The 20,833-nt window shown below is 35.1% G+C and carries 24 protein-coding genes and 2 pseudogenes; 15 read left to right on the top strand and 11 right to left on the bottom strand.

The features are described from left to right. Positions 1 to 116: 116 nt before the first annotated feature. The 4 genes from RLT85_RS01730 to RLT85_RS01715 all read right to left on the bottom strand — a co-directional run bounded on the left by RLT85_RS01730 (position 117) and on the right by RLT85_RS01715 (position 2,820). Positions 117 to 917, bottom strand: coding sequence for a class I SAM-dependent methyltransferase (locus tag RLT85_RS01730; RefSeq protein ID WP_311400315.1), 801 nt, complete (start codon positions 915 to 917; stop codon positions 117 to 119). A 115-nt stretch (positions 918 to 1,032) separates the two neighbouring features. Next, positions 1,033 to 1,650 (bottom strand): hypothetical protein, encoded by a 618-nt coding sequence (locus RLT85_RS01725; RefSeq protein ID WP_311400314.1) that lies wholly within the window; start codon positions 1,648 to 1,650, stop codon positions 1,033 to 1,035. Between the two features lie 195 nt (positions 1,651 to 1,845). Then, a complete protein-coding gene (locus tag RLT85_RS01720; RefSeq protein WP_311400313.1) occupies positions 1,846 to 2,259 on the bottom strand; it encodes a DUF6691 family protein in 414 nt (137 codons plus the stop codon). Positions 2,260 to 2,262: 3 nt separating this feature from the next. After that, positions 2,263 to 2,820 carry a YeeE/YedE family protein gene (locus RLT85_RS01715; protein WP_311400312.1) on the bottom strand — a complete coding sequence of 186 codons (558 nt, stop codon included), beginning with the start codon at positions 2,818 to 2,820 and terminating at the stop codon, positions 2,263 to 2,265. 105 nt (positions 2,821 to 2,925) lie between these two features. Between RLT85_RS01715 and RLT85_RS01710 the strand changes: the two genes are divergently transcribed. The 7 genes from RLT85_RS01710 to RLT85_RS01680 all read left to right on the top strand — a co-directional run bounded on the left by RLT85_RS01710 (position 2,926) and on the right by RLT85_RS01680 (position 7,592). Beyond that, positions 2,926 to 3,081 carry a hypothetical protein gene (locus RLT85_RS01710; RefSeq protein WP_311400311.1) on the top strand — a complete coding sequence of 52 codons (156 nt, stop codon included), beginning with the start codon at positions 2,926 to 2,928 and terminating at the stop codon, positions 3,079 to 3,081. Positions 3,082 to 3,242: 161 nt separating this feature from the next. Beyond that, positions 3,243 to 3,548, top strand: a complete 306-nt coding sequence (locus tag RLT85_RS01705; RefSeq protein ID WP_311400310.1) for a hypothetical protein — start codon at positions 3,243 to 3,245, stop codon at positions 3,546 to 3,548. Positions 3,549 to 3,669: 121 nt separating this feature from the next. Further along, entirely contained in the window at positions 3,670 to 4,074 is a 405-nt protein-coding gene (locus RLT85_RS01700) for a DoxX family protein (protein ID WP_311400309.1), read from the top strand. 40 nt (positions 4,075 to 4,114) lie between these two features. After that, a complete protein-coding gene (locus RLT85_RS01695) occupies positions 4,115 to 4,537 on the top strand; it encodes a DsrE family protein (RefSeq protein WP_311400308.1) in 423 nt (140 codons plus the stop codon). 2 nt (positions 4,538 to 4,539) lie between these two features. Continuing rightward, entirely contained in the window at positions 4,540 to 6,198 is a 1,659-nt protein-coding gene (locus RLT85_RS01690) for a bifunctional metallophosphatase/5'-nucleotidase (protein ID WP_311400386.1), read from the top strand. Between the two features lie 9 nt (positions 6,199 to 6,207). Then, a complete protein-coding gene (locus RLT85_RS01685; protein ID WP_311400307.1) occupies positions 6,208 to 6,834 on the top strand; it encodes a TlpA family protein disulfide reductase in 627 nt (208 codons plus the stop codon). Between the two features lie 257 nt (positions 6,835 to 7,091). After that, positions 7,092 to 7,592, top strand: a complete 501-nt coding sequence (locus RLT85_RS01680) for a GTP-binding protein (protein ID WP_311400306.1) — start codon at positions 7,092 to 7,094, stop codon at positions 7,590 to 7,592. Positions 7,593 to 7,849: 257 nt separating this feature from the next. On the opposite strand, the gene RLT85_RS01675 is transcribed toward RLT85_RS01680, so the two are convergent. Next, the gene (locus RLT85_RS01675; RefSeq protein WP_311400305.1) at positions 7,850 to 8,224 is read right to left on the bottom strand and encodes a rhodanese-like domain-containing protein; all 375 of its coding nucleotides are present in this window, start codon (positions 8,222 to 8,224) and stop codon (positions 7,850 to 7,852) included. 138 nt (positions 8,225 to 8,362) lie between these two features. Between RLT85_RS01675 and RLT85_RS01670 the strand changes: the two genes are divergently transcribed. After that, positions 8,363 to 8,953, top strand: a complete 591-nt coding sequence (locus tag RLT85_RS01670) for a class I SAM-dependent methyltransferase (protein ID WP_311400304.1) — start codon at positions 8,363 to 8,365, stop codon at positions 8,951 to 8,953. A gap of 122 nt (positions 8,954 to 9,075) precedes the next feature. Here RLT85_RS01670 and RLT85_RS01665 read toward each other — a convergent pair whose 3' ends face one another. The 3 genes from RLT85_RS01665 to RLT85_RS01655 form a co-directional block, all read right to left on the bottom strand. Next, complete coding sequence (locus RLT85_RS01665; protein WP_311400303.1) at positions 9,076 to 10,491, bottom strand: MBL fold metallo-hydrolase; 1,416 nt, start codon at positions 10,489 to 10,491, stop codon at positions 9,076 to 9,078. Positions 10,492 to 10,591: 100 nt separating this feature from the next. Then, on the bottom strand, positions 10,592 to 11,392 hold the full coding sequence (locus tag RLT85_RS01660; RefSeq protein ID WP_311400302.1) for a sulfite exporter TauE/SafE family protein: 801 nt from the start codon (positions 11,390 to 11,392) through the stop codon (positions 10,592 to 10,594). 62 nt (positions 11,393 to 11,454) lie between these two features. Continuing rightward, complete coding sequence (locus RLT85_RS01655; protein WP_311400301.1) at positions 11,455 to 12,081, bottom strand: Crp/Fnr family transcriptional regulator; 627 nt, start codon at positions 12,079 to 12,081, stop codon at positions 11,455 to 11,457. A 398-nt stretch (positions 12,082 to 12,479) separates the two neighbouring features. On the opposite strand from RLT85_RS01655, the gene RLT85_RS01650 reads away from it, so the two are divergent. The 5 genes from RLT85_RS01650 (at position 12,480) to RLT85_RS01630 (ending at position 16,359) form a co-directional block, all read left to right on the top strand. Further along, positions 12,480 to 13,244, top strand: coding sequence for an endonuclease/exonuclease/phosphatase family protein (locus RLT85_RS01650; protein WP_311400300.1), 765 nt, complete (start codon positions 12,480 to 12,482; stop codon positions 13,242 to 13,244). Between the two features lie 433 nt (positions 13,245 to 13,677). Then, positions 13,678 to 13,947: a DUF2089 family protein gene (locus tag RLT85_RS01645; RefSeq protein WP_311400299.1), complete on the top strand. Its 270-nt coding sequence runs from the start codon at positions 13,678 to 13,680 to the stop codon at positions 13,945 to 13,947. A 2-nt stretch (positions 13,948 to 13,949) separates the two neighbouring features. After that, positions 13,950 to 14,528, top strand: a complete 579-nt coding sequence (locus tag RLT85_RS01640) for a hypothetical protein (protein WP_311400298.1) — start codon at positions 13,950 to 13,952, stop codon at positions 14,526 to 14,528. 5 nt (positions 14,529 to 14,533) lie between these two features. After that, entirely contained in the window at positions 14,534 to 15,880 is a 1,347-nt protein-coding gene (locus tag RLT85_RS01635; protein ID WP_311400297.1) for an alpha/beta hydrolase family protein, read from the top strand. Between the two features lie 41 nt (positions 15,881 to 15,921). After that, complete coding sequence (locus RLT85_RS01630; RefSeq protein ID WP_311400296.1) at positions 15,922 to 16,359, top strand: hypothetical protein; 438 nt, start codon at positions 15,922 to 15,924, stop codon at positions 16,357 to 16,359. A gap of 145 nt (positions 16,360 to 16,504) precedes the next feature. Here RLT85_RS01630 and RLT85_RS01625 read toward each other — a convergent pair whose 3' ends face one another. Continuing rightward, positions 16,505 to 17,545, bottom strand: coding sequence for a flavin-containing monooxygenase (locus tag RLT85_RS01625; RefSeq protein ID WP_311400295.1), 1,041 nt, complete (start codon positions 17,543 to 17,545; stop codon positions 16,505 to 16,507). A gap of 412 nt (positions 17,546 to 17,957) precedes the next feature. On the opposite strand from RLT85_RS01625, the gene RLT85_RS01620 reads away from it, so the two are divergent. Continuing rightward, positions 17,958 to 18,797, top strand: coding sequence for a zinc-dependent peptidase (locus RLT85_RS01620; RefSeq protein WP_311400294.1), 840 nt, complete (start codon positions 17,958 to 17,960; stop codon positions 18,795 to 18,797). 696 nt (positions 18,798 to 19,493) lie between these two features. On the opposite strand, the pseudogene RLT85_RS01615 reads toward RLT85_RS01620, so the two are convergent. Continuing rightward, a pseudogene (locus tag RLT85_RS01615) lies at positions 19,494 to 19,868 on the bottom strand (GlcG/HbpS family heme-binding protein); the annotation flags it as partial. Positions 19,869 to 19,961: 93 nt separating this feature from the next. Between RLT85_RS01615 and RLT85_RS15055 the strand changes: the two are divergent. Then, positions 19,962 to 20,033: pseudogene (locus RLT85_RS15055) on the top strand (hypothetical protein); the annotation flags it as partial. Positions 20,034 to 20,075: 42 nt separating this feature from the next. On the opposite strand, the gene RLT85_RS01610 reads toward RLT85_RS15055, so the two are convergent. Further along, complete coding sequence (locus RLT85_RS01610) at positions 20,076 to 20,813, bottom strand: NYN domain-containing protein (protein WP_311400293.1); 738 nt, start codon at positions 20,811 to 20,813, stop codon at positions 20,076 to 20,078. Positions 20,814 to 20,833 lie beyond the last annotated feature (20 nt).

The raw sequence follows: 20,833 nt of genomic DNA, 5'->3' as shown, positions 1-20,833 counted from the left end.
AAGAATTTTAAAGTTTTCACAAAGCTTGAGCCTAGAAAATTATTGTTTGCTTTCTGATAAAAAAATCAGACTTAATTGTAACTAATAAAGTAACATCAGGTTTTTAAGTTCAACTCTTACTTTTTTGTAGCTACAATAGAATAAACCATAGGAATTTTATTTTCCAAATGTTCTATTCTATATTTTTGAGGAGCTATTTCGATGGTTTTGTTAAAACAATTATAGGGAGAATAATCAAACTCTTCAAAAGCATTAATCTCAAGTCCGTTTTTGATTAAACTAGTTATGACTTCGGCTAAGCCGTGATTCCAAACTACAAATTCCTGTTGAATGTCTGCACTTTTGTCGGCATACGTGCCACTTTCAGTTTCAACGATGGCGCCAGAATTAAAGTAATTATATTCAATTTTTTTAAAATTGTCATCAAACATCCAAACAACCGGATGAAATTCTGCAAATACAAATTTCCCTTTTGGTTTTAGAAATTTAGAAATGATTTTTGCCCATTTATCGATATCGGGGAGCCAACCAATAGTGCCGTAACTTGTAAAAACGATATCAAATTCTTGCTCTAAATGATTTGGTAAATCGTAAATATCGCAGCACATAAATATGGTGTGAGATTTGGTTTCTTTTGCAATCTTTCTAGCGTTTTCAATTGCTTTGTTAGACAAATCTACGCCAGTAACTTCTGCTCCGAGTCTACTCAACGAAATAGAATCTTGTCCGAAGTGGCATTGTAAATGCAAAATAGATTTGCCTTTTACATCCCCCAGGATGTCTAACTCAATCTTATTTAAAGAAGTTTCTCCTTTTAAAAAAGTGGGAACTCCATAGAAATCTGATTTTAAATGGGTCTCGGTTCTATTATTCCAAGATTCCCGGTTGATCTCTATATAATTTTTTTCTGAAGTCATTTTGTTTGAAATGCTTGAGGTATATTTTTCTTGGTTTTTCCATTTATAATTAAAACCTAAAAAAAGTGGAAGAAAGCTTGAAGTGGCGTTTAAGCTAGTAACCTCTTTATGTAGTTTAACTTTTTTGGGGTATAGTTACCGTAAAGTTAGTGCCTTCAGTACAACTCATTTCATAATTCAGAGCCTTGCCACCAGCATTTTTTCCGTAAGATTTTAAAACTAAAAAATTAAAAGGAGCTTTTATGTTCATGAGATTAAAGGGTTCTACGGCTGCTGTTGCTTGAAATATAGGAAAATAATTATGGTCTGTTTTTTCTATTTTCAACCTGTATTTGGCAATTTCTTCTTTCTTTTTGTTGATTATAGCGAGTAAGATTTCTTTCTCTTGGCTTTTCGATTTTACATAAGAAAACTCATAAGTATATTTGGGAAGGTTAAGTTTATACGGATTCGTTTGTACAAATTCTAACTCTAAAGAGTCTTTAGATTTAATATTAAAATAATGTACTTGCCTTCTCTTAGTGTCTATAATCCAAGCTTCTGTAGAATCTTTGCCTTCATTTAGACGCAAGGAATAGGAATAATCTTCAGAATTAAACAAATAGGTATTTTCATTATACTTGGAAGAGGTTGTAGAAACTTCACTTTTTATGAGTCTATCAAACGAATAGGTTTGACCAAAACACGTATTGCAAATGCAGATAAATAATAGACCTAGAATTGCTCTTTTCATAGTTTATTTAAGAAGTTGTTCGAAAAAATAAAAGTACACTTTAAATGTCAAAGCTTACAGAAGAATAACACTTTTTGTTTAACCTAGAGTTTAAATTTATTAAGCTAAAAGAATTCGTTGTATGTATACTCAAAAAAGCTTTTTAAACCACCGGTCTAAAAAGCTTTTTTGTAACTAAAATTTAATCAGAATTTATTAATGCGGGAGGTGTTTTTTTAGGACTCCGTATAAGAAAGTACCGGCGAGAGCTCCAAAAATGACAATTAAAATAGAGGTATAACCTGCGCCTGCAAGAACGTACATAGGTCCTGGGCAAGCTCCTGCTAGCGCCCAACCTAAACCAAAAATGATTCCGCCAATAAGATAACGTGCAATTCCTTTATTTTTGGGCTTCAGGCTCATTTCGCTTCCATCTAAGGTTTTAATGTTTTTACGTTTGATAATTTGGACGCCAATAACTCCTAAAACTAAGGCCGAGCCTATAATTCCATACATATGAAAGCTTCCAAACTGAAACATTTCATAGATTCTAAACCACGAAGCAGCTTCAGATTTAAACATTAAAATTCCGAAGAAAGTACCAATGACTAAATAAGTTAAATATTTCATAGACTAAAAGATTAATGGGAAAATTAAATGAATCATAACTAAGCCGCCTATAAAAAAACCAATCACGGCAATTAGAGAGGGGAGTTGTAGGTTGCTCAATCCAGAAATGGCGTGCCCAGAGGTACAACCACCAGCATAACGGGCTCCAAAACCAACCATTAATCCACCTAATAAGAGGATAATGATATTAAGAGGATTTGATAAAGCTTCTGTAGAAAAAATTTCTGTGGGTAAATAGCTTTCGCCAGCACTTTCAATTTGGTAATCTGTGGCGAGTTGTTGAGCCACTTCGGGATTAATTTTTACGGTTTTATCGCCCATATAATTTGAGGCGATAAAACCACCAATTACAGCTCCTACAACCAGTATTAAATTCCAGCGTTCTGCTTTCCAATCAAACTTAAAAAAGTCGGCTGCCTTTCCTGCTCCCATTGCCGAACAAGCCGTGCGAAGGTTAGAAGACATCCCAAACTGCTTTCCTGCAAGCAATAAGATAAACATGGTTAACGCAATAAGCGGTCCCGCAACATACCAAGGCCAAGGATCATATATCCAATTCATAATCATAAAATTTTGAGCAAAGATGATGTTTTTATAAAGTAATATCGGTAACAAACGTTACAATAAGTGTAATTATTTTTTATTAGTTTAGAGAAAAATAGAAAAATGACACGTACTAAAAAATTAAACTTGATTTCTATATTACTTACAATCAAAGCTTTGGTGATGATTGTATTGGGAGTTGCTGCCCAAATTCCTGCGCCCGCTGTTACAGGGATAGGCTTTCTTTTAATCGTCTGGGCGATTCAAGTGCTTAAGTAAGGAAGTGTTTTTTCTCTTTAATTTTTGTTAAAAATTGCCTTTAAAGCGATTAAGTAACAAAGGTTACAAAGCTCACGATTTAATTGTTATATGTTTGGAGCATCGTGAAAACACAAACTTACATAGCGGCAGTATTCATCTTCATCTTCTCGGCAAAATTTATGGCCTTAGAAGCGGGAGGATTAAATTTGCTTTTCAGCGGAAGTGATATTACTTTCGTGAATCCGCATTGTAAGAAAGAGAACTTTCCGAAGCAAGATAAAAAGGAAACTCAATTTTCTGAAGTAAATCAAATTACTTCTCAAGTGATTGCCTTAAGCAGTTTTTGTAATTCGCAATTTCAGTTCAATCTCTTTTCTTGGGAAACCAATGCGGTAGAGCCCATCGCAACTTTCAACGATTACTATACTTCAAAATTTAATTATCTACACCTAGATAATACCTCTCCACCACCCCGGATCGCCTAAGAATAATGATAAAATTTTAAGTCGGTGCTTCCGTAGTGGTTCCATTTCTGGACATTTGTGGGAATTAACTGTTACGGATAGACACCGCACAATATCAACTCTTAATTTTACATGATATCTCATGGCGACAACTATTTCAGTCAACTCTAGATCGGTTCAAATTTTAAGAATATTCGTTAGCGGTATATTTCACGTAGCGGGATTTAATCACTTGTTGCACGTAGAAAAAACGGCAAAGCGAATTGAGCAAGCTAATTTTAAAGGAATTGCCCATCTTTTTGGGGAACCTCAATGGCTTATCATTATCTCTGGCATCGTAATGCTTTTGGCAGGTTTTATTTTCCTTATTGGATATAAAACCAAATGGGCAGCGCTCATTTTGATGGGCGTTTTAATTCCCATTACCTTAACGATTCAGGTAGGGCAAATTACAACCTTGGGGCCACTCTTTAAAAATATAGCCATCTTAGGCGGACTTCTATTCTTTGTTTTAAACGATACCAGTACGTCAAGAAAACCAATTTAGGATTCTTCAAACTTTAAATCATTCACCTAAAAAATTAACAATGAAAAAATATATTTTAAGCTCCCTCTTTCTAATGTTGGCCTTGTTTAGCACGGCTAACCTAGTGGCGCAGCAACATCAAGACGATAAAAATAATTATGTGGTACTCACTAAAAAGGTACCACAATTGCAACCCATAATTCTTACTGCGGAAGCGCTTAAAGCGGAAGAAGGAGAAGATTTTGGCGATTTCCAAGTGATTATCTGCGGAAAACAAATAGGCGATATCACCAATACGCATAAAATGAATAAATTTATTAAAAAGGCGGAAGAAGCCGGAGTACACTTAGTAGCTTGCGGGTTTTCGCTGAACAAATTTAAAATCGATACCACAAAAGTACCTGAAGAAATGAAGGTCGTAGAAAACGGAATTTTGTATAATTTTCAGCTTCAGAAAAAGGGCTATAAAAGTTTAAGTTTATAATGATGAACGTATTTAACACCACAATTTTAGCAAGGCTTAGCCTTTTAGGAATATTAATAGCCACTGTTTCTTGTAAAAATGAAACCTCAAAAGATATGGCTAAAAACGCCGAAACGAAAGATACCTTGAGTATAACCATACTCCAAACGGCAGATATTCACGGCCAATTAGATACGCATCCAGAGCTTTTTTGGGAAGACAAAGAAGTAGTCTTTAAAGATCGTGGCGGATTGGCAAATATTAAAACGCTCTTTGATCAAGAGCGTGAAAAGAACCCGAATCGTACTATTATTGTAGATGGTGGTGATTTGATTCAAGGAAGTGGTTATGCGGCCTTATCAAAAGGAAAAGTGATGCCAGATATTATTAAGAATATGGGCTATGATGTGATTATTCCAGGAAACTGGGAGGTTGTTTATGGTAAAAACAACATGATGGAGATAATGAAAGGCTATGATACGCCCATTATCGCACAAAATATGCACCACGACGAAAGTAAAGAGCCTTTATTTCCTGCACATTGGGTAAAAGAGATTGAAGGCGTTCGCATTGGTTTTGTAGGGATTAATGATCCCGCTGTTCCTGTTAGACAAAATCCTATTTTTAGTAAAGGGATTGGGTTTAGCGGTCTTGATGATGATTTAAAAAAGATGGTAGATGATATTAAAGTCAAAGAAAACATAGACGTGCTGTTCTTAGTGACGCATATTGGAGTTTTTAAACAAGTAGAATTGGCAAATCATCCCATATCCGAAAATGTAGATTATGTATTGGGTAATGACACGCACGAAAGGGTACGAGAATTGATACAAGGAAAATATGCTAAGGTGACAGAACCAGGTGCATTTGGTTCTTTTGTTGGGAAATTAACCTTACATTTAATAGATGGCAAACTAGTGGGAGATGATTATGAGTTGATCGATGTGGACCCAATTAAATATCCTGCAGATAAAGAATTGCAAGCGCTTGTAGATAGAGAAAAGGCACCTTATAAAGACTATTTAGAAACGGTGGTAGGCTATACCAACACACCAATATACCGTTATTTAACCGTAGAAAACCCTATGGATAATATGATTACCGATGCCGCACGTTGGAAAACTGGAGCAGATATTTCTATCTCCAATGGCTTTCGTTTTGGAAACCCTATAGTTCCCGAAAACGGACAACCAGAACCTATCACACGTGCTAACTTATGGAATTTACTTCCGGTAAACGAAAAAGTGAAAACAGGAAAAGCGACTGGAAAGCAAATTAAAAATTGGTTAGAAAGTGAAATGCATAATGCTTTTGCTGAAAATGCCACCGAAAGATTTGGCGGTTGGTTGGTACGTTTCTCTGGGATGAAAGTTAATTTTAATTCTCAGAATGAAAAAGGAAAGCGTATTTCTAGCATTACTGTGAAAGGAGAACCTATGCAAGATGATGAATATTATACCATTTCTGCGTGTGTGCGTCCGGGAGATCCTATAGATAATTTGTGTAGAATGCCTAATGTAGAAGAAGTAGAAGTTAAAGATTATACCATCCACGAAGTGGTTGAAGAATATTTAGAAAAGAAATCGCCAGTATCTCCTAACTTAGAGGGAAGAGCGTATTGTGACTATCTTGGAAAGTATTCTTTTTCTACAGTTCCTGGAACCGAATATAAATTTCAATAGAAAATAATTATGAAAGAGAATAAAAAAGATAGCGCTAAGAAAACTTGGATCCAATACGGAATTTTTGGAGCAATCGCTGTTGTACTTTACATCACAGGATTGCACGCCGAAGTAATTGGATTCGCTCAACGCGGAATACTTGCTACCGGTTTAATGAATCCTGATGTGAAAGAAATGACCGTAACAGAAAACACAGAAAGCGAAGAAGCGGCAGCAATTGATGCTAATAAGACAAAAGCAGATTTTAATTTTGATTTGATTGATAGCGAAGGAAACACCGTCTCTTTGGAAGAATTGAAAGGTAAAGTCATCTTTATGAACTTGTGGGCTACTTGGTGTCCGCCTTGTGTGGCGGAGATGCCTAGCATTGATGAGCTGCACGAAGAAATGGGAGATGAGGTTGCTTTTGTGATGCTCTCTTTAGATGATGATTTTGAAAAAGCCAAATCTTTTGATAAACGTAAAGGCTACAATTTGCCTATTTATACGGCAGCAAACGGAGTTCCTAGAATGTATCATTCTTCTGCTATTCCTACTACTTATGTAATTGATACCAAAGGAAACTTGGTGATGACACATAATGGAATGGCTGATTATAGCCATCCAGATTTTAAGGAGTTTTTGAAAAGTTTGTAATTTTTGACTATTCGACTATTCGACTATTCGACTATTCGACTATTCGTGTATTCGGGTATTGGTGTAGTCGTGGGTCAAAAGGTCTTGGTTCAAAAAGTCCTGAGTCAAAGCGTCTTGTTAACTAAAAGTCTATTTTCTAGGTTCTAGACTTTATTTACTAGAAATCTAAAAGTCTAGCATCTTGTTCGACCAGCAAAAAAAATGTAGATATTTTCCTCTTGCACGACATTAAGTAAATGTTCTATATTTATCCCATTATGGAATTAACTAACCAAGTTGTCTTACGTCCTAGGTTTCGCCTAGAACTAAATGAAGATCCCGAAAAGCTATTAGTGGCTTTTAAGTCGGCTGGAAAGAATAATGAAAGCTTTGTAACAAGTAGAGCAGACGATCATGTATTTATACGATTTCCGAAGGAAAAACAACATTTTTGGTCGCCTCAATTACACTTAGAAATCTATAAAATTGAAGATCAACCTACAGTTTTAAAAGGACTTTATGGACCAAGTCCTACCGTATGGACGATGTTTATGTTTTTGCATTTTGTAGTGGGAACTCTTTTTATAGGCGCAGGGATATGGGTGTACACTAACATTAGATTAGAGCGACCCAGCACAATGCCTATCATCGCAATGGGAGCACTTTTTGTACTTTGGTTTGTACTCTATTTTTCTGGACGCTTGGGTAGAAAGGTGGGTAAAAATGAAATGCTAAGCTTGCAAAAGTTTATGTATGAAATATTAAACGATACTATTTGACTTTTAAAATGGTTTTCACTTTAAAATTGTGATATAATCAGAACTATTTGATACTTACTAGAAACCAGACCTCACAGATTTTTAATTCCGAGACTTCGGGACTGTAAGGTCGCTCTTTATGCGGAGTTCCTATTAAAAAATGAAATAGAATAAGGTTTTAAAGTATGGACGATATAATTTAAACGCATAATGCGCAAAGAAATAAAACCTGATGTTTTCTTCTTTGCGCATTTTGCGTGAAGTATAAATCTGACTATCTATTTTTTATAAGGATAGTTCATATAACCACCGTCTAAATCATATATTTCTTTAAATCCCATTTGTTTGAGCTGTTTGGCAGCTTTACCACTTCGGTTTCCAGAACGACAGTAAATATATACTGGCTCTTCTTTATCTAATTTTTCAAACTGAGTCGTAAAGCTCTCATTTTGTAAAAAGTCGATGTTTAAAGCGTCATCAATCTCTCCTTCCTTAAATTCTTCTGGAGTACGAACATCTACCAGTTGAACCTCTTTATTGGTAACCGCTTCCTTAAATTCTGTAGCAGAAAGAATTTCAATGTTATCTTTCTGTTGTGCATTACAAGCTGTTAAAGTGCTGATTAAAGTCAGTATTAAAACTATATTTTTCATTTTTTTAGTGTTTTTAAGTTTATAAAAGCAATTTTAGCTTATTATCGTATAAAGATAAGTAATCTAAAAGTGAAAATACGTAACCCTTGTTACTAAACCTGATATTAATCCTTAACTTGTCTATAGAAATACTAACTCATGAATCACGAAGAAACTTATCATCTCATAGGAAATATAGACATCTATGTGCTTGATCAAATCTTAAAGAACACCTACCAGCCTGGCCAATCTATTCTAGATGCGGGTTGTGGAGAAGGAAGAAATTTGAAATGGTTTTATCATAATGATTTTTCACTTTATGGCATAGACAACAAACTAGAACGCATTAATATGGCGCAAGAAAATTACCCAAAAATGGCAAAACAGTTTATTGTTGGGGAGTTGGAAAATTTGCCTTACGGCGGAAATAGTTTTGATCACATATTATGTTCTGCAGTATTGCATTTTGCAAAAAGCGGCGAACACTTTCATACGATGATTAAAGAAATGCTTCGCGTACTAAAAGATTCAGGAACTTTATTTATTCGTGTAGCCTCTAATATTGGTTTAGAAGGGAAGAATGGTTTTGTACAAGATAAACAGAGTAAAGAGACGGGAAATTTTTACGTCACGCGTAAATTGATTTCAGAGCTTTTAGAAATTCATCCCTTACAACTCATCGAGCCTGTAAAAACTACCAATGTGCAAGATGTACGTGCGATGACGACTTTAGTGTTTCAGAAACAATAAAAAACGAAAAGAGCGACCATCCAATGTCGCTCTTTTCTACTAACCAACCAAAAAATCACTTTCCCCCTCGTTGAGGGGTTATTATGAGGCCTGCTTGGAAAAATTCAATTCAGGCGTATTTTTTATTTTAAGGTAGACGGACAAACATAGTTTGTCGTTTCTATTCCTGCTTCTTTGATCGCTTTGAAACCGCCTTGAATATCAATCAGGTTATGAATTCCACGATTTTTTAAAATAGACGAAGCAATCATACTGCGGTATCCACCTGCGCAATGCACATAGAAAGTTTCTTTTTCTGGATATTCTGCTAAATGATCATTAAGGTCAGAAAGTGAAGTGTGGTGAACATTTGGTAAGTGTTCTGCTTCAAATTCTCCCGGCTTTCGTACATCAAATACAGGAATATCTTTTCCATCTTCTTGTGCTTTCTTAAACTCTTGTGCGCTAATAGAAGTTACGGTATCGTATTCTTTACTCGCTTTTTTCCAAGCTTCAAAACCACCTTCTAGATAACCTAAGGTATGATCAAAACCTACACGAGATAAACGTGTGATGGTTTCCTCAATGCGATCGTGGTCTGCAATTAAAAGAATAGGCTGCTCTACATCTTTAATTAAATCTCCTACCCAAGGAGCAAATCCGCCATCAATTCCTATAAAAATAGAACCAGGAATATGTCCTTTGGCAAAATCCTGCGCTTTTCTTACATCAAGAATCACAGCGCCAGTTTCATTGGCTGCAGCTTCAAATGCAGTTGGACTTAAAGCGCTATTTCCGCGTTTAAGCACTTCTTCAATATTTTGGTAACCTTCTTTGTTCATTTTCACATTCATAGGGAAATAAGCAGGTGGAGGTAATAAACCATCGGTTACTTCATTTACGAACTCTTCCTTAGTCATATCGCTACGCAGCGCGTAATTCATCTCTTTTTGATTCCCTAACGTGTCTACCGTTTCTTTCATCATATTCTTTCCGCAGGCAGATCCTGCACCGTGAGCGGGATAAACCGTAATATCATCAGCCAAAGGCATAATTTTAGTTCTTAGACTATCATATAAAATTCCTGCCAAGTCTTCTTGCGTCATATCTGCTGCTTTTTGAGCAAGATCTGGACGTCCTACATCTCCTAAAAACAAGGTGTCGCCCGTAAATAAAGCATGGTCTTTTCCGTGTTTATCTTTCAAGAGAAAAGTAGTGCTTTCCATAGTGTGTCCCGGCGTATGCAGCACAACAAAAGTAAGTTCTCCCAATTTAAATTCTTGTCCGTCTGTAGCGGTGATAGATTCAAAATCTGGGTTCGCATTTGGGCCATAAATAATTGGAGCTCCTGTTTTTTCCGATAAGGTGATGTGTCCCGAAACAAAATCGGCGTGAAAGTGGGTTTCAAAAATATACTTGATTTTTGCGCCAGAAGCTTCCGCTTTATCAATATAAGGCTGTATTTCTCTTAAAGGGTCAATAATCGCTACCTCGCCTTGGCTCTCAATATAATAAGCCCCTTGGGATAAACAACCGGTATAAATTTGCTCAATTTTCATAATATCTAAGTTTAAGTTTTTATTGTTTTTTTTGCTTCCGCGGAAGCGTTAATCTCTAGGTGAAATTAGTGGTTTTTAGGGTTGATTTTAGTAACCAAGGTTACATAATTAGCTCTTTATAAATAATATAAACGCCCATTAGTAATACAAACCACCCGAATGCTTTTTTTAATTTTTTGCCGTCAATAAATTGATTTAACCAAATGCCTACAAATATTCCAACGATAGAAAGTGCTGTAAACGAAAGTAGAAACACCCAATCGATTTCGTGAGTTTGTACATCGCCCAAAAAGCCTATGAGAGATTTTATAGCAATGATAAAAAGAGAAGTGGCCACCGCTTTTTTCATAGGTAATTTTGCCAATAATACCAAGGCGGGAATAATCAAGAAACCACCGCCAGCACCCACAATTCCTGTGATTGTTCCTACCACAAGTCCTTCAATAATAATAAGAGGGTAATTATAGGTGATGACTTCATTCTCATTGGTTTCTTTCTGTTTATTCCGAATCATGGAAAACGAGGCAAGCAACATAATGACCGCAAAGAATAGCATAATCGCCAGGTTTTTGGTCACTACAAAATCGCCCACCAGAAACAACTCTTCAGGAATAGCGGGAATCAAAAAAGCTCTGGTAAGGTAAACAGCGATAAAAGCAGGAATAGCAAAAATGATAGCCGTTTTAAAGTCTACCATACCTTTCATCATATTTCTAACGGCACCCACAAGAGAAGTAGATCCTACGATAAATAAGGAATATGCGGTAGCGATCACGGGATTAAGGCTAAGTGCGTACACCAAGATAGGTACGGTAAGAATAGAGCCGCCGCCCCCAATTAAACCTAATACTAGCCCTATTAAAAGAGCTCCTACGTAACCAAAAATTTCTGTAACTTCCATTTATTTAATGATCTAATTTTGGCAAATGTACTGCGTTTTAGCAGTGTATTGGGTAACTGATGTTACAAGACCTCAATAAAACTGCGGTGTAATTTTATTCGGTCTTTATTCTCCATTTTTTTAAGTAATCTAGAAACCACCACCCGACTCGTATGCAAATCTGATGCAATTTGTTGATGCGTAGTGTAGATGTGTTTACTGTTTAAAATCTTCATTCTCTCTTGTAGGTATTTCTCCAAGCGCTCATCTAGATTATTAAAAGCGATATTGTCCACACTCTCAAGTAACTCCATCATTCGGGAGTGATAACTCGAAAACACGAAGTTTCTCCAAGTTTTATATTTGCTAGACCATTCTTCCATTTTTCCAATGGGAATCATTAATAGTTTTACCGGAGTTTCGGTGATGGCATGAATTTCACTTTTTGTATTTCCCATGCAACAAGTCATCGTCATTGCACAGGTTTCTCCGCGTTCTAGATAATAGAGCAGCAACTCTTGTCCTTCTTCATCGTTGCGCATAATTTTGATGCTGCCCGAAAGTAATAAAGGCATCGACTTAATGTATTGTCCCGGTTTTATTAAATCTTGACCTTCCTCTACGTCCATAAACGTAGCCACACGATTAATTTCTTCTATAAGTGCAGGCTCAAACTGTGAACCATAATATTTTTTAATCTCTTGAATCATAGGGGTCTGTTTTTATGGTTTTAACTCTTGCGAAGTAGAAATGTTTTTGAATAATTACTGCATTTACCTCTTTAGATTTGTGTGCTGCTTAAAGCGAAGATAAGATTTAAGCAGCTATTTTTTGAAAAATTATCTGTAAGATTATTTCTAATAAACACGTAACTTATAGGCTTTATAAGCGTCATAATTTTAAATGTTTAATTTTAGTGATGATGAAAGCTAATCACAAATCTTTTCTAAAGCTATTATGCAAAATCATAGCGTTGGTACTTGTTACGCTTAGCCTAGTTCCTTATTTTTTGTATCAAGTATGGTGGATCGATATATTTTCTAATTTCCAAGTCCAATACTTGGTGTTGATGCTACTATTATTGCTCATTTTTGCTTTTCAGAAAAATATGATGTGGATACTTTTTTTATTCTTCGGAATTACTTTTAGTGTTTATCAAATATATCCATTTTACGTAAACGCTTCCGCGGAAGCGAAACTGGGAAGCGAAGAATCTATTTCTATTGCGAGTATCAACTTGTTATCGAGCAACCAAAATGTTACTGCTGTTGAAGAATTTATAAAAGAAAAAAATGCTGATATTTTAGTTTTAGCAGAACTAACCTCTCGCTGGAATGAAGATTTAGCTGAGGTTTTACAAACCTACGATTATCATTTAAAAGAGGTGCGAGAAGATAACTTTGGGATTGGAGTATGGAGTAAAATCCCCGCCGAATTTGTTGTTCTTTATTTTTCTGAATATAAATTGCCTTCTATTCTGTTAAGCTATGAATTAGAAGGAAAGGCATTTTCACTTATTGCGACACATCCATTTCCTCCTGTGGGACAGGAACAGTTTGAACAAAGAAACCGTCAGTTAGATAATATTGCCAACTTCTTAGCCATCCAAAAGCCACAGAACGCAGTAGTTATAGGAGATTTGAATACCTCTTCTTTTTCCCGAAATTTTAAAAATTTTAAACAAAAAGTAGCGCTATCTGACAGTCGGGAAGGCTTCGGAATATTAGCTACTTGGCCAGCCAGCTTTCTTCCGCTTCAAACTAATTTAGATCACGCTTTAATCAGTAAAAATATTAGGGTAAAGAAAAGGGAAGTAGGGGAGAATATCGGTTCAGATCATTTTCCAATTTACTTAGAAATTGGTATACCCTAATACATTAAAGCATTGCTATTTGACAAAGAGGCAAGACCCGCCCGTACCGAAGTAATACTCTCGGGCGGACCGCTACGTTGCTAGAATCAAGAACCAAAACCTAATTGTAACTAATTGATATTCACTATTTTTTTTAGAATAAAATTTCTCTCTCAATTTCGATAAAATCACTTTTAAAAAAGTCAGGATCAAATTTAAAACCTTGTTAGATTTCTTATGTATTAAAGGACTCATCAACTTCACATCATTTTTAACTGGATGCTGGTAGTTTTCAGCGGTAATCATTTTATCATCATATCTTATATTTTAGGGCTATACCGCAATTATATTTAGTTGAAGCAATCAATATTTATAGACTTTTATTAAATAATATTTAAAAATGTTTTAATATAATTGATTTTATACTTACTTTTATTCAAAACAAAGTCTTTAAATGAAAAAACTACCTGTAAAATGTCCCAGTTGTGCAAAGAGCTTAAAAGTGAGTCAGCTTTCTTGTGAGGCTTGCGATACAATTATTTCTGGAAGTTTTGATTTACCGGTTTTAGCAAATTTACCTAGAGAAGATCAACAGTTTATTCTAGACTTTATGCTTTCCGGCGGAAGCCTAAAAAAAATGGCGACACAACTAAATAAAAGTTATCCTACAGTAAGAAATATGTTAGATGAAATTATAGAAAAGTTAAATCAAATTCAGCAATAAGAATGAACTATAAATTACTTTACAATCCGTTTGAGCGTTACCAAGAGCGTACTTTAATTCTGGTAGGCAGTTTGGCTCTTGTGGCAGGTGCTGTTTTGGCTTTTTTCTTTAAGGCTCGTTTTGATGGCGTTTTAGACTTGCATTTTGCTTCTCAAATAGAACTGTGGCAAGCTTTTGCAGACCAAGGAGTTAATGTTGCATGTTTATTGATTTCATTAGGAGCGGTGGCTTTTTATATGAATAAAAGAACACGAATTATTGATATGCTCGCCGTTTGCTTATTTGCAAGATTGCCTTATTACTTACTTAGCGTTTTTAATGTGAATGGCTTGATGGTACGAATTTCTGAAGAAATTTTAAAAGACCCTATGGCACTTGCTAAGGGGGATATTGCTATCGCTAACCTATTCTTGTTACTGGTTTTTTCCGGATTTTCTTTATTAGCAATCGTTTGGCAGTTGGCTCTCTTGTATAATGGAACAAAAGTAGCCTCGAATGCTAAAGGGACGACCTATACCATTTTATTTGTGATCGCCATTATTGTAGCAGAAATACTTTCTAAACTATTAATTAATTACTAAGCCTTATGAAATATTTATCTTTTTTTCTAATCAGTTTTATAGTTTCCATCACTTTACAAGCTCAAGAAATTACGGGCGATTGGTATGGAGTTTTGGAAGTACAAGGTCAAAAAATTCGTGTTGTCTATCATATTTCTAAAGACGGCGATAATTTAAAAAGTACCATGGATAGCCCAGATCAAGGCGTTATGGGAATTCCTATGGCGAATACGACATTTAGTCAAGATACTTTAACGATTTCGGCTCCCAATATGATGATGAAGTATTCTGCAGTTTTAAAAAACGGCGAACTTACGGGAGAATACCACCAAAGCGGAATGCAAATTCCTTTACAACTTACACAAGAAGAGCAAGAAATTAACAGACCTCAAGTGCCTAAAAAACCTTATCCTTATTTGAAAGAAGAGGTGACTTTTGAAAATATAAAAGATACTGTGAACTTGGCAGGAACTTTAACCAAGCCTAAAGAGGTTAAGAATTTTCCTACCGTAATTCTAATCAGCGGCAGCGGACCCCAAAACAGAAACGAAGAAGTCATGGGACACCAACCTTTCTTGGTAATATCTGATTACCTTACCCGCAACGGGATAGCGGTTTTAAGATATGATGATCGTGGCGTAGGAAAATCTACCGGAAATTTTTCTACCTCCAATATATATGATTTCACCGAAGATGCAAAAGCAGCCGTTAATTATTTAAGAAGTAGAAAAGATATTGATGCAAGTAAAATCGTTTTATTGGGACATAGTGAAGGCGGAGTAGTCGCGCCATTAATCGCTTCAAAAGATAAAGACTTGGGAGGAATTATTCTTTTGGCAGCACCAGGAGTTCGCGGAGATGAATTGTTATTGCAACAGCAAGAAGACGTGTTAGGAGGCTCTGGGATGCCTAAGGCAAAAGTAGATTCTATTGTAAATTTAAACAAAGGTATTTATGAGATTTTAAATACGGTAGAGAAAAAACACTTAAATAATAAGATAGAAGAATATGCTAAGAAAAAGGCATTATCTACTTCAGAAATATCAAAACAAAAAGCACAATTTAAGAATGAATGGCTGTATTCATTTCTCACCTACGATCCAACGAATGCTTTGCAGCAAGTTACTTGTCCGGTTTTAGCGCTTAATGGTTCGAAAGATATACAGGTGAATGCAGCTCAAAACTTACAAGCAATTGAGAAGAATATCGCTCAAGGCGGAAATAAAAACGTGACGGTAAAAGAATTGGAGAATTTAAATCACTTATTCCAAACCGCTACCACAGGCATGCCGAATGAATACGGACAAATAGAAGAGACCATTTCTCCTAAAGTTTTAGAGATCATCAAAGATTGGATCCATGCCAACTTTTAGGCAAATCCGTTTAAAATAATTACTTTTACTAAAAACTAATTATGAAAAAAATTCTAGTATTGTTTTCTTTATTAGCAGTTTTAGTAAGCTGTGAAAAAGAAACCTCTCAAGCCAAAGAGAACTATGACAAAACTTTAAAGGAAGTTTTTGCTTATCACGATGAAGCAATGCCTAAAATGGGTGAAATAGCCAATTTGATAGCTACTTTAAAGAAGAAAAATGCATTAGAAACAGAGGAACCTAATGAGAAATTTCTAAAAGCCGAAGAAAGATTAAAGCAAGCACACGATCACATGATGACTTGGATGAAAGATTTTTCTGAAAACTTTCCAGATGTTCACACCAAAAGAGATTTAAGCGAGGAAGAGTGGCGAAAAGAAAAGACAAAATTAGAGCCTGAAATTATTTCAGCAAAAAAAATGCGAGATGATGTATTTGAAAGCGTGGCTTACGGGAAAAAGGTTTTAGATAAAGACTAATTAAAAATTTTTGCATTTTTATTGTCCTTAAAAGAAAAAAGACTTCTACTAATTATTCGGTTGTTTGAACCAAAACTTCATCGGGATTAGATGATAAACAACTAGCTTACCTGGTTTAAAAAGTTTTTTTTTAGAGGATGCGCGATTAATTCTTAGCTATATATTTTTTTAAGTACTTCGCATCCTTTTTAATACCTCCAAGTGTGGCAGAACCTCTGGTATGCAGCCAAGGTAAACCAATAAAGTAAAGTCCTTTCATTGCGCTAATGCCTCGTTTGTGTTTTGGATAGGCTTCGTGGGTAAGTTCTAAACCTTTAATCCAAGAAAAATTAGGACGGTATCCTGTAGCCCAAACTATATTTTTAATGTCTTCTATAGATTTTTCATCGGTTTCTATGCGATGTTCGTGTGCATCATTAGTTCTGCCTACAGCAATTACATTTTCCCGTTCTAAAATTGCTTTCACATCAGTTCCTATAACAGGTTGTCTAGACTGACTTATTTTTTTCCCCACATAAGAATCCTTGCTAAAACTTAAAAATCCAGTTTTTGTAAACCACCACCAAAGGGTTTTTCCCAAAATTTCTTGCGGCAGCGTTTTAATATCTGTATCACCAGAGAAGTATGTTTTTCTATCTTTTTGGGACGAGACCTCATCAAGTATTTGTACGCCGCTATCGCCATCACCCACCACCATTGTAGGACCAGCATTTAACTGAGAAGGATTTTTATAAAAATTACTATGTATTTGAAAAATATTTTCTGAAATATCTTCGGAACAAGGCGGCGTATACGGAATGTGAAATGGTCCCGTGGCAATAATTACATTCTTAGCTTCGTAAATCCCATTTTGATGCGTAAGAACAAATCGATCTTCTTTCTTTTCAATCTTTTCTATGAACGTGTTTAGTTTTAAAGGAAAATTAAACTTTTTGGTATAGCGTTTAAAATAATCGGCAACCTCATATTTATTGGGATAATGTCCTTTTGGGGCGGGAAAATCTAATCCTGGAAGATGGTTAAATTCTGTTGGTGTAAATAAGGTTAATGAATCCCAGCGGTTGAGCCAAGACGCGCCTACTTCGTCTTCTTTATCTACAATGATAAAATTCTTATCTAATTCTTTTAAATAATAAGAAATAGATAAGCCAGCTTGTGCAGCACCAACGACTATAAAATCTAACATTTTTTTTATTTCAGGAATAATACACTTTTTAAGAAATATATACAAGTTTACGAATACTTAATCCTTCACAGAAGACCTAATTTTTTAAGAATTCTCATTATTTAGAATTTGTTATAATTGAATTTTTTAGAGGGACTGGCTACAAAATTCTTCTTCTCTTAAAGAATATTTTTTGTATTTTTATAAATAATCCTATAGGTGTTCGATTATAAATTTAAAGATCACAGTCGTCTTAATAATGGAAGTTAGAAACAAAGCATTTGTATAGCTATAGTTTATTTTTTACACTGGGTAACTCTAGAGTTTAATATTAAACTATTGTTTGCTAAAGAATTGAAATTAAATCTTACTTCTATTTTCTAAAAGCGGAGCGGTCTAAAATCTTAGTCAGGCACGACTAAAAAATATTTTATTGGTCGAAGAAGAAACCAGTCCTATTTTTATAATGATTTGCCTGGCAATTTTAATAATTGCTTTAGTAGCGATTATTTTGGTGAAATCTATTTCTTTGATTGAACATCTTTATAGTTATTTTTATAAAAAACCACTCTACACGCATTTTTATGTTAGATTGAAGAAGCTTTCTCCGCAACATCAAAAGTTTCTAAAACAAAAATTTGTTTTTTACACTCGACTCTCTCCTAAACAACAAAGTTTTTTTCAGCATAGGCTTATCACTTTTATCGCTCATAAAAGTTTTGAAGGCAGAGATGATTTTGAAATCACCGAGGAGGTAAAGCTATACATTGGTGCCACTGCGGTGATGCTGACCTTTGGGATGCGTAATTTTCTACTGAATAGGTTACAGAAAATCATCATTTATCCCGATGTTTATTTCTCTACCATCAACAAAGTGCAGCATAAAGGGGAATTTAATCCGCATTTAAGAGCTTTGGTTTTTTCTTGGAAAGACTTTTTAGTGGGTTTTGATACCCATAAAGATAATGTGAATTTGGCTATTCATGAATTTATGCACGTGATTCAAATCAACACGCATAACCATAAGAATATTAGTGCGGTTATTTTTAGCGATGCCAATAAAGAATTAGAAAATTTATTAAAACAGGACGATCTTAGAAATAAGTTAATTAACTCCAGATATTTTCGGGAGTATGCTTTTACCAATAGAGTCGAGTTTTTAGCAGTTCTGGTGGAGTCTTTTATCGAATCTCCGCAGGTTTTTAAACAGAACTTTCCCGAGTTTTATAAGAAAATTAAGGAGATGCTTAACTATCATTTTGCTGGGTATTAGTGTGAAACTATTTTATAGTTTAGAGTGAACGTTGGATTTAATAATCTTGGACACCTATTTTTATAGTCTGAAACATGATATTTCTCGATACAATTCGTTTTTCGTTAGCACTTCAAACTAATTACTCGAAGTGACAAGATGGGTTTACTGTCTGTTCGAGTTCTGTTTTTTCGTATTGCAGAGAAGAAAAAATAGTGTATCGAGAACTATTCCCAATTTTACCTCTTCTGATATTCTGAAACACGAGACTTCTCGATACAATTCGTTTTTCGTTAGCACTTCAAACTAATTACTCGAAGTGACAAGATGGGTTTACTGTCTGGGCAAGCAGATTGCTCATAGTTTCCGTCTCCAAATGAGGATGCAAACCAATCGCGTCAGTATAAATTGAAAAAGCAACTTTTTTTTCTATGCTCCGTGTCAAAATTAGATTGGAATTGTAAATTTTTCCTAAGAAGAAGCGGAGATAAGTGAAGTGAAATTTTCAATTCTTTTTTAAAATAATGCTTGTACACACCCCTAATTTTTTTCGGAATATCTTCCTCATAAAATCCTCCCCTTTTATTAGAGGGGATTTATCGAGACCTTAATTCTTGAGCTGAGAATACATATTAAACGTGCTCAACATTAATTTTTGGTACAAAAAAGACAGTTTTTTCAAACTGTCTTTTTAAAATTCTTCTTGTAGATTATTACTTAGCTAATGCTTTTCTTCGCTGCACTCGCTACTTTATGGTCATTTTCAACCGAGCTTCCAGATATGCCAATAGCTCCAATAATCTCCCCATTTTTATCTTCAATAAGAACACCTCCTGGGAAAGTAATAAGTCCATTATTGGAGTGTTCTATATTAAATAAAGGTTGTCCTGGTTGCGAAAGTTTTCCTATTTCTCCGCTTTCCATATCAAAATAACGAGCTGTTTTTGCTTTTTTAATAGCAATATCTACAGATCCTAACCAAGCGCCTTCCATTCTTCCAAAAGCCATTAAATTTGCTCCTGCATCTACTACCGCTACATTCATTTTAAGGTCGAGGTCTTTAGATTTTTTAACTCCTGCTTCTACTGCTTTCTGTGCTTGTTCTTATGTAAGTTTCATAAATTTTATTTTTATTCAAGTTAGGCAACATCAACGCCAATAGAAACTTATTAAGAAACATCTAACGTTTTTTTTGTGCTAGGGATAGCAGTGGCATCCTTTTTTCTATTCTTGAGAAAGAATAGAAAAAAGATATAACGAATAGCCCGACCCACATGAAAGGTGGGGAGCATCCAAATACTACTCTTTATTTCTTACGTAAATCAATTTAAGCCTACCTTTTTGATTATCTCGTGATTCAATCTCAAATTGGTCGATAGAATTAATCATTGGCGTTAACTTGTGAAAACCGTAGTTACGACTATCAAAATTAGGCTGCTTTTTTTGCAATAAACTTCCCACATCGCCCAAAAATGCCCAACCGTCTTCATCGGTTACATCTGCAATGGTGGAAGCGATGAGCTCTATAACCTTGGGCGTGATTTTATCGACATCATTCTTGGTATTTTTTTCTTTAGAATCTTTAGAGACGTTCGCTTGCTTAGATTTATTTTTTAAGATTTCGATATAAATAAATCTATCGCAGGCTACGATAAAAGGTTCTGGAGTTTTCTTTTCTCCAATTCCAATCACGTGTTTCCCCGCTTCTCGCAGTCTGGTGGCCAATCGCGTAAAATCACTGTCGCTAGAAACCAAGCAGAAACCGTCTATGCGATCTCCATAAAGAATGTCCATCGCATCGATAATCATAGCAGAATCTGTAGCATTTTTCCCTTGCGTATACCCATATTGTTGAATAGGGTTAATGGCATTTTCAAGTAGAACTTTCTTCCATTTATTTAAGTGAGGTTGCGTCCAATCTCCATAAATACGCTTAATAGTAGGATTACCGTACTTGGCAATCTCTTCCATCATTTCTTTAACGTAAGCAGAAGTGATGTTGTCGCCATCAATTAAAACAGCCAGATTAATATCCATAAATTTATTTTTTTAAAGGT

It is taken from the genome of Mesonia ostreae, from assembly GCF_031845265.1.
Taxonomy (GTDB): Bacteria; Bacteroidota; Bacteroidia; order Flavobacteriales; family Flavobacteriaceae; genus Mesonia; species Mesonia ostreae.
This window is presented reverse-complemented; position numbering and strand designations above follow the sequence as displayed.

Coding starts and splice junctions, on each gene's coding strand:
- RLT85_RS01685 (WP_311400307.1), top strand. CDS start 6,208: ATGAAAGAGAATAAAAAAGATAGCGCTAAGAAAACTTGGATCCAATAC.
- RLT85_RS01660 (WP_311400302.1), bottom strand. CDS start 11,392: ATGGAAGTTACAGAAATTTTTGGTTACGTAGGAGCTCTTTTAATAGGG.
- RLT85_RS01665 (WP_311400303.1), bottom strand. CDS start 10,491: ATGAAAATTGAGCAAATTTATACCGGTTGTTTATCCCAAGGGGCTTAT.
- RLT85_RS01670 (WP_311400304.1), top strand. CDS start 8,363: ATGAATCACGAAGAAACTTATCATCTCATAGGAAATATAGACATCTAT.
- RLT85_RS01635 (WP_311400297.1), top strand. CDS start 14,534: ATGAAATATTTATCTTTTTTTCTAATCAGTTTTATAGTTTCCATCACT.
- RLT85_RS01640 (WP_311400298.1), top strand. CDS start 13,950: ATGAACTATAAATTACTTTACAATCCGTTTGAGCGTTACCAAGAGCGT.
- RLT85_RS01610 (WP_311400293.1), bottom strand. CDS start 20,813: ATGGATATTAATCTGGCTGTTTTAATTGATGGCGACAACATCACTTCT.
- RLT85_RS01690 (WP_311400386.1), top strand. CDS start 4,540: ATGAACGTATTTAACACCACAATTTTAGCAAGGCTTAGCCTTTTAGGA.
- RLT85_RS01650 (WP_311400300.1), top strand. CDS start 12,480: ATGATGTGGATACTTTTTTTATTCTTCGGAATTACTTTTAGTGTTTAT.
- RLT85_RS01675 (WP_311400305.1), bottom strand. CDS start 8,224: ATGAAAAATATAGTTTTAATACTGACTTTAATCAGCACTTTAACAGCT.
- RLT85_RS01680 (WP_311400306.1), top strand. CDS start 7,092: ATGGAATTAACTAACCAAGTTGTCTTACGTCCTAGGTTTCGCCTAGAA.
- RLT85_RS01725 (WP_311400314.1), bottom strand. CDS start 1,650: ATGAAAAGAGCAATTCTAGGTCTATTATTTATCTGCATTTGCAATACG.
- RLT85_RS01695 (WP_311400308.1), top strand. CDS start 4,115: ATGAAAAAATATATTTTAAGCTCCCTCTTTCTAATGTTGGCCTTGTTT.
- RLT85_RS01630 (WP_311400296.1), top strand. CDS start 15,922: ATGAAAAAAATTCTAGTATTGTTTTCTTTATTAGCAGTTTTAGTAAGC.
- RLT85_RS01730 (WP_311400315.1), bottom strand. CDS start 917: ATGACTTCAGAAAAAAATTATATAGAGATCAACCGGGAATCTTGGAAT.
- RLT85_RS01715 (WP_311400312.1), bottom strand. CDS start 2,820: ATGAATTGGATATATGATCCTTGGCCTTGGTATGTTGCGGGACCGCTT.
- RLT85_RS01710 (WP_311400311.1), top strand. CDS start 2,926: ATGACACGTACTAAAAAATTAAACTTGATTTCTATATTACTTACAATC.
- RLT85_RS01625 (WP_311400295.1), bottom strand. CDS start 17,545: ATGTTAGATTTTATAGTCGTTGGTGCTGCACAAGCTGGCTTATCTATT.
- RLT85_RS01655 (WP_311400301.1), bottom strand. CDS start 12,081: ATGATTCAAGAGATTAAAAAATATTATGGTTCACAGTTTGAGCCTGCA.
- RLT85_RS01720 (WP_311400313.1), bottom strand. CDS start 2,259: ATGAAATATTTAACTTATTTAGTCATTGGTACTTTCTTCGGAATTTTA.
- RLT85_RS01700 (WP_311400309.1), top strand. CDS start 3,670: ATGGCGACAACTATTTCAGTCAACTCTAGATCGGTTCAAATTTTAAGA.
- RLT85_RS01645 (WP_311400299.1), top strand. CDS start 13,678: ATGAAAAAACTACCTGTAAAATGTCCCAGTTGTGCAAAGAGCTTAAAA.
- RLT85_RS01705 (WP_311400310.1), top strand. CDS start 3,243: ATGGCCTTAGAAGCGGGAGGATTAAATTTGCTTTTCAGCGGAAGTGAT.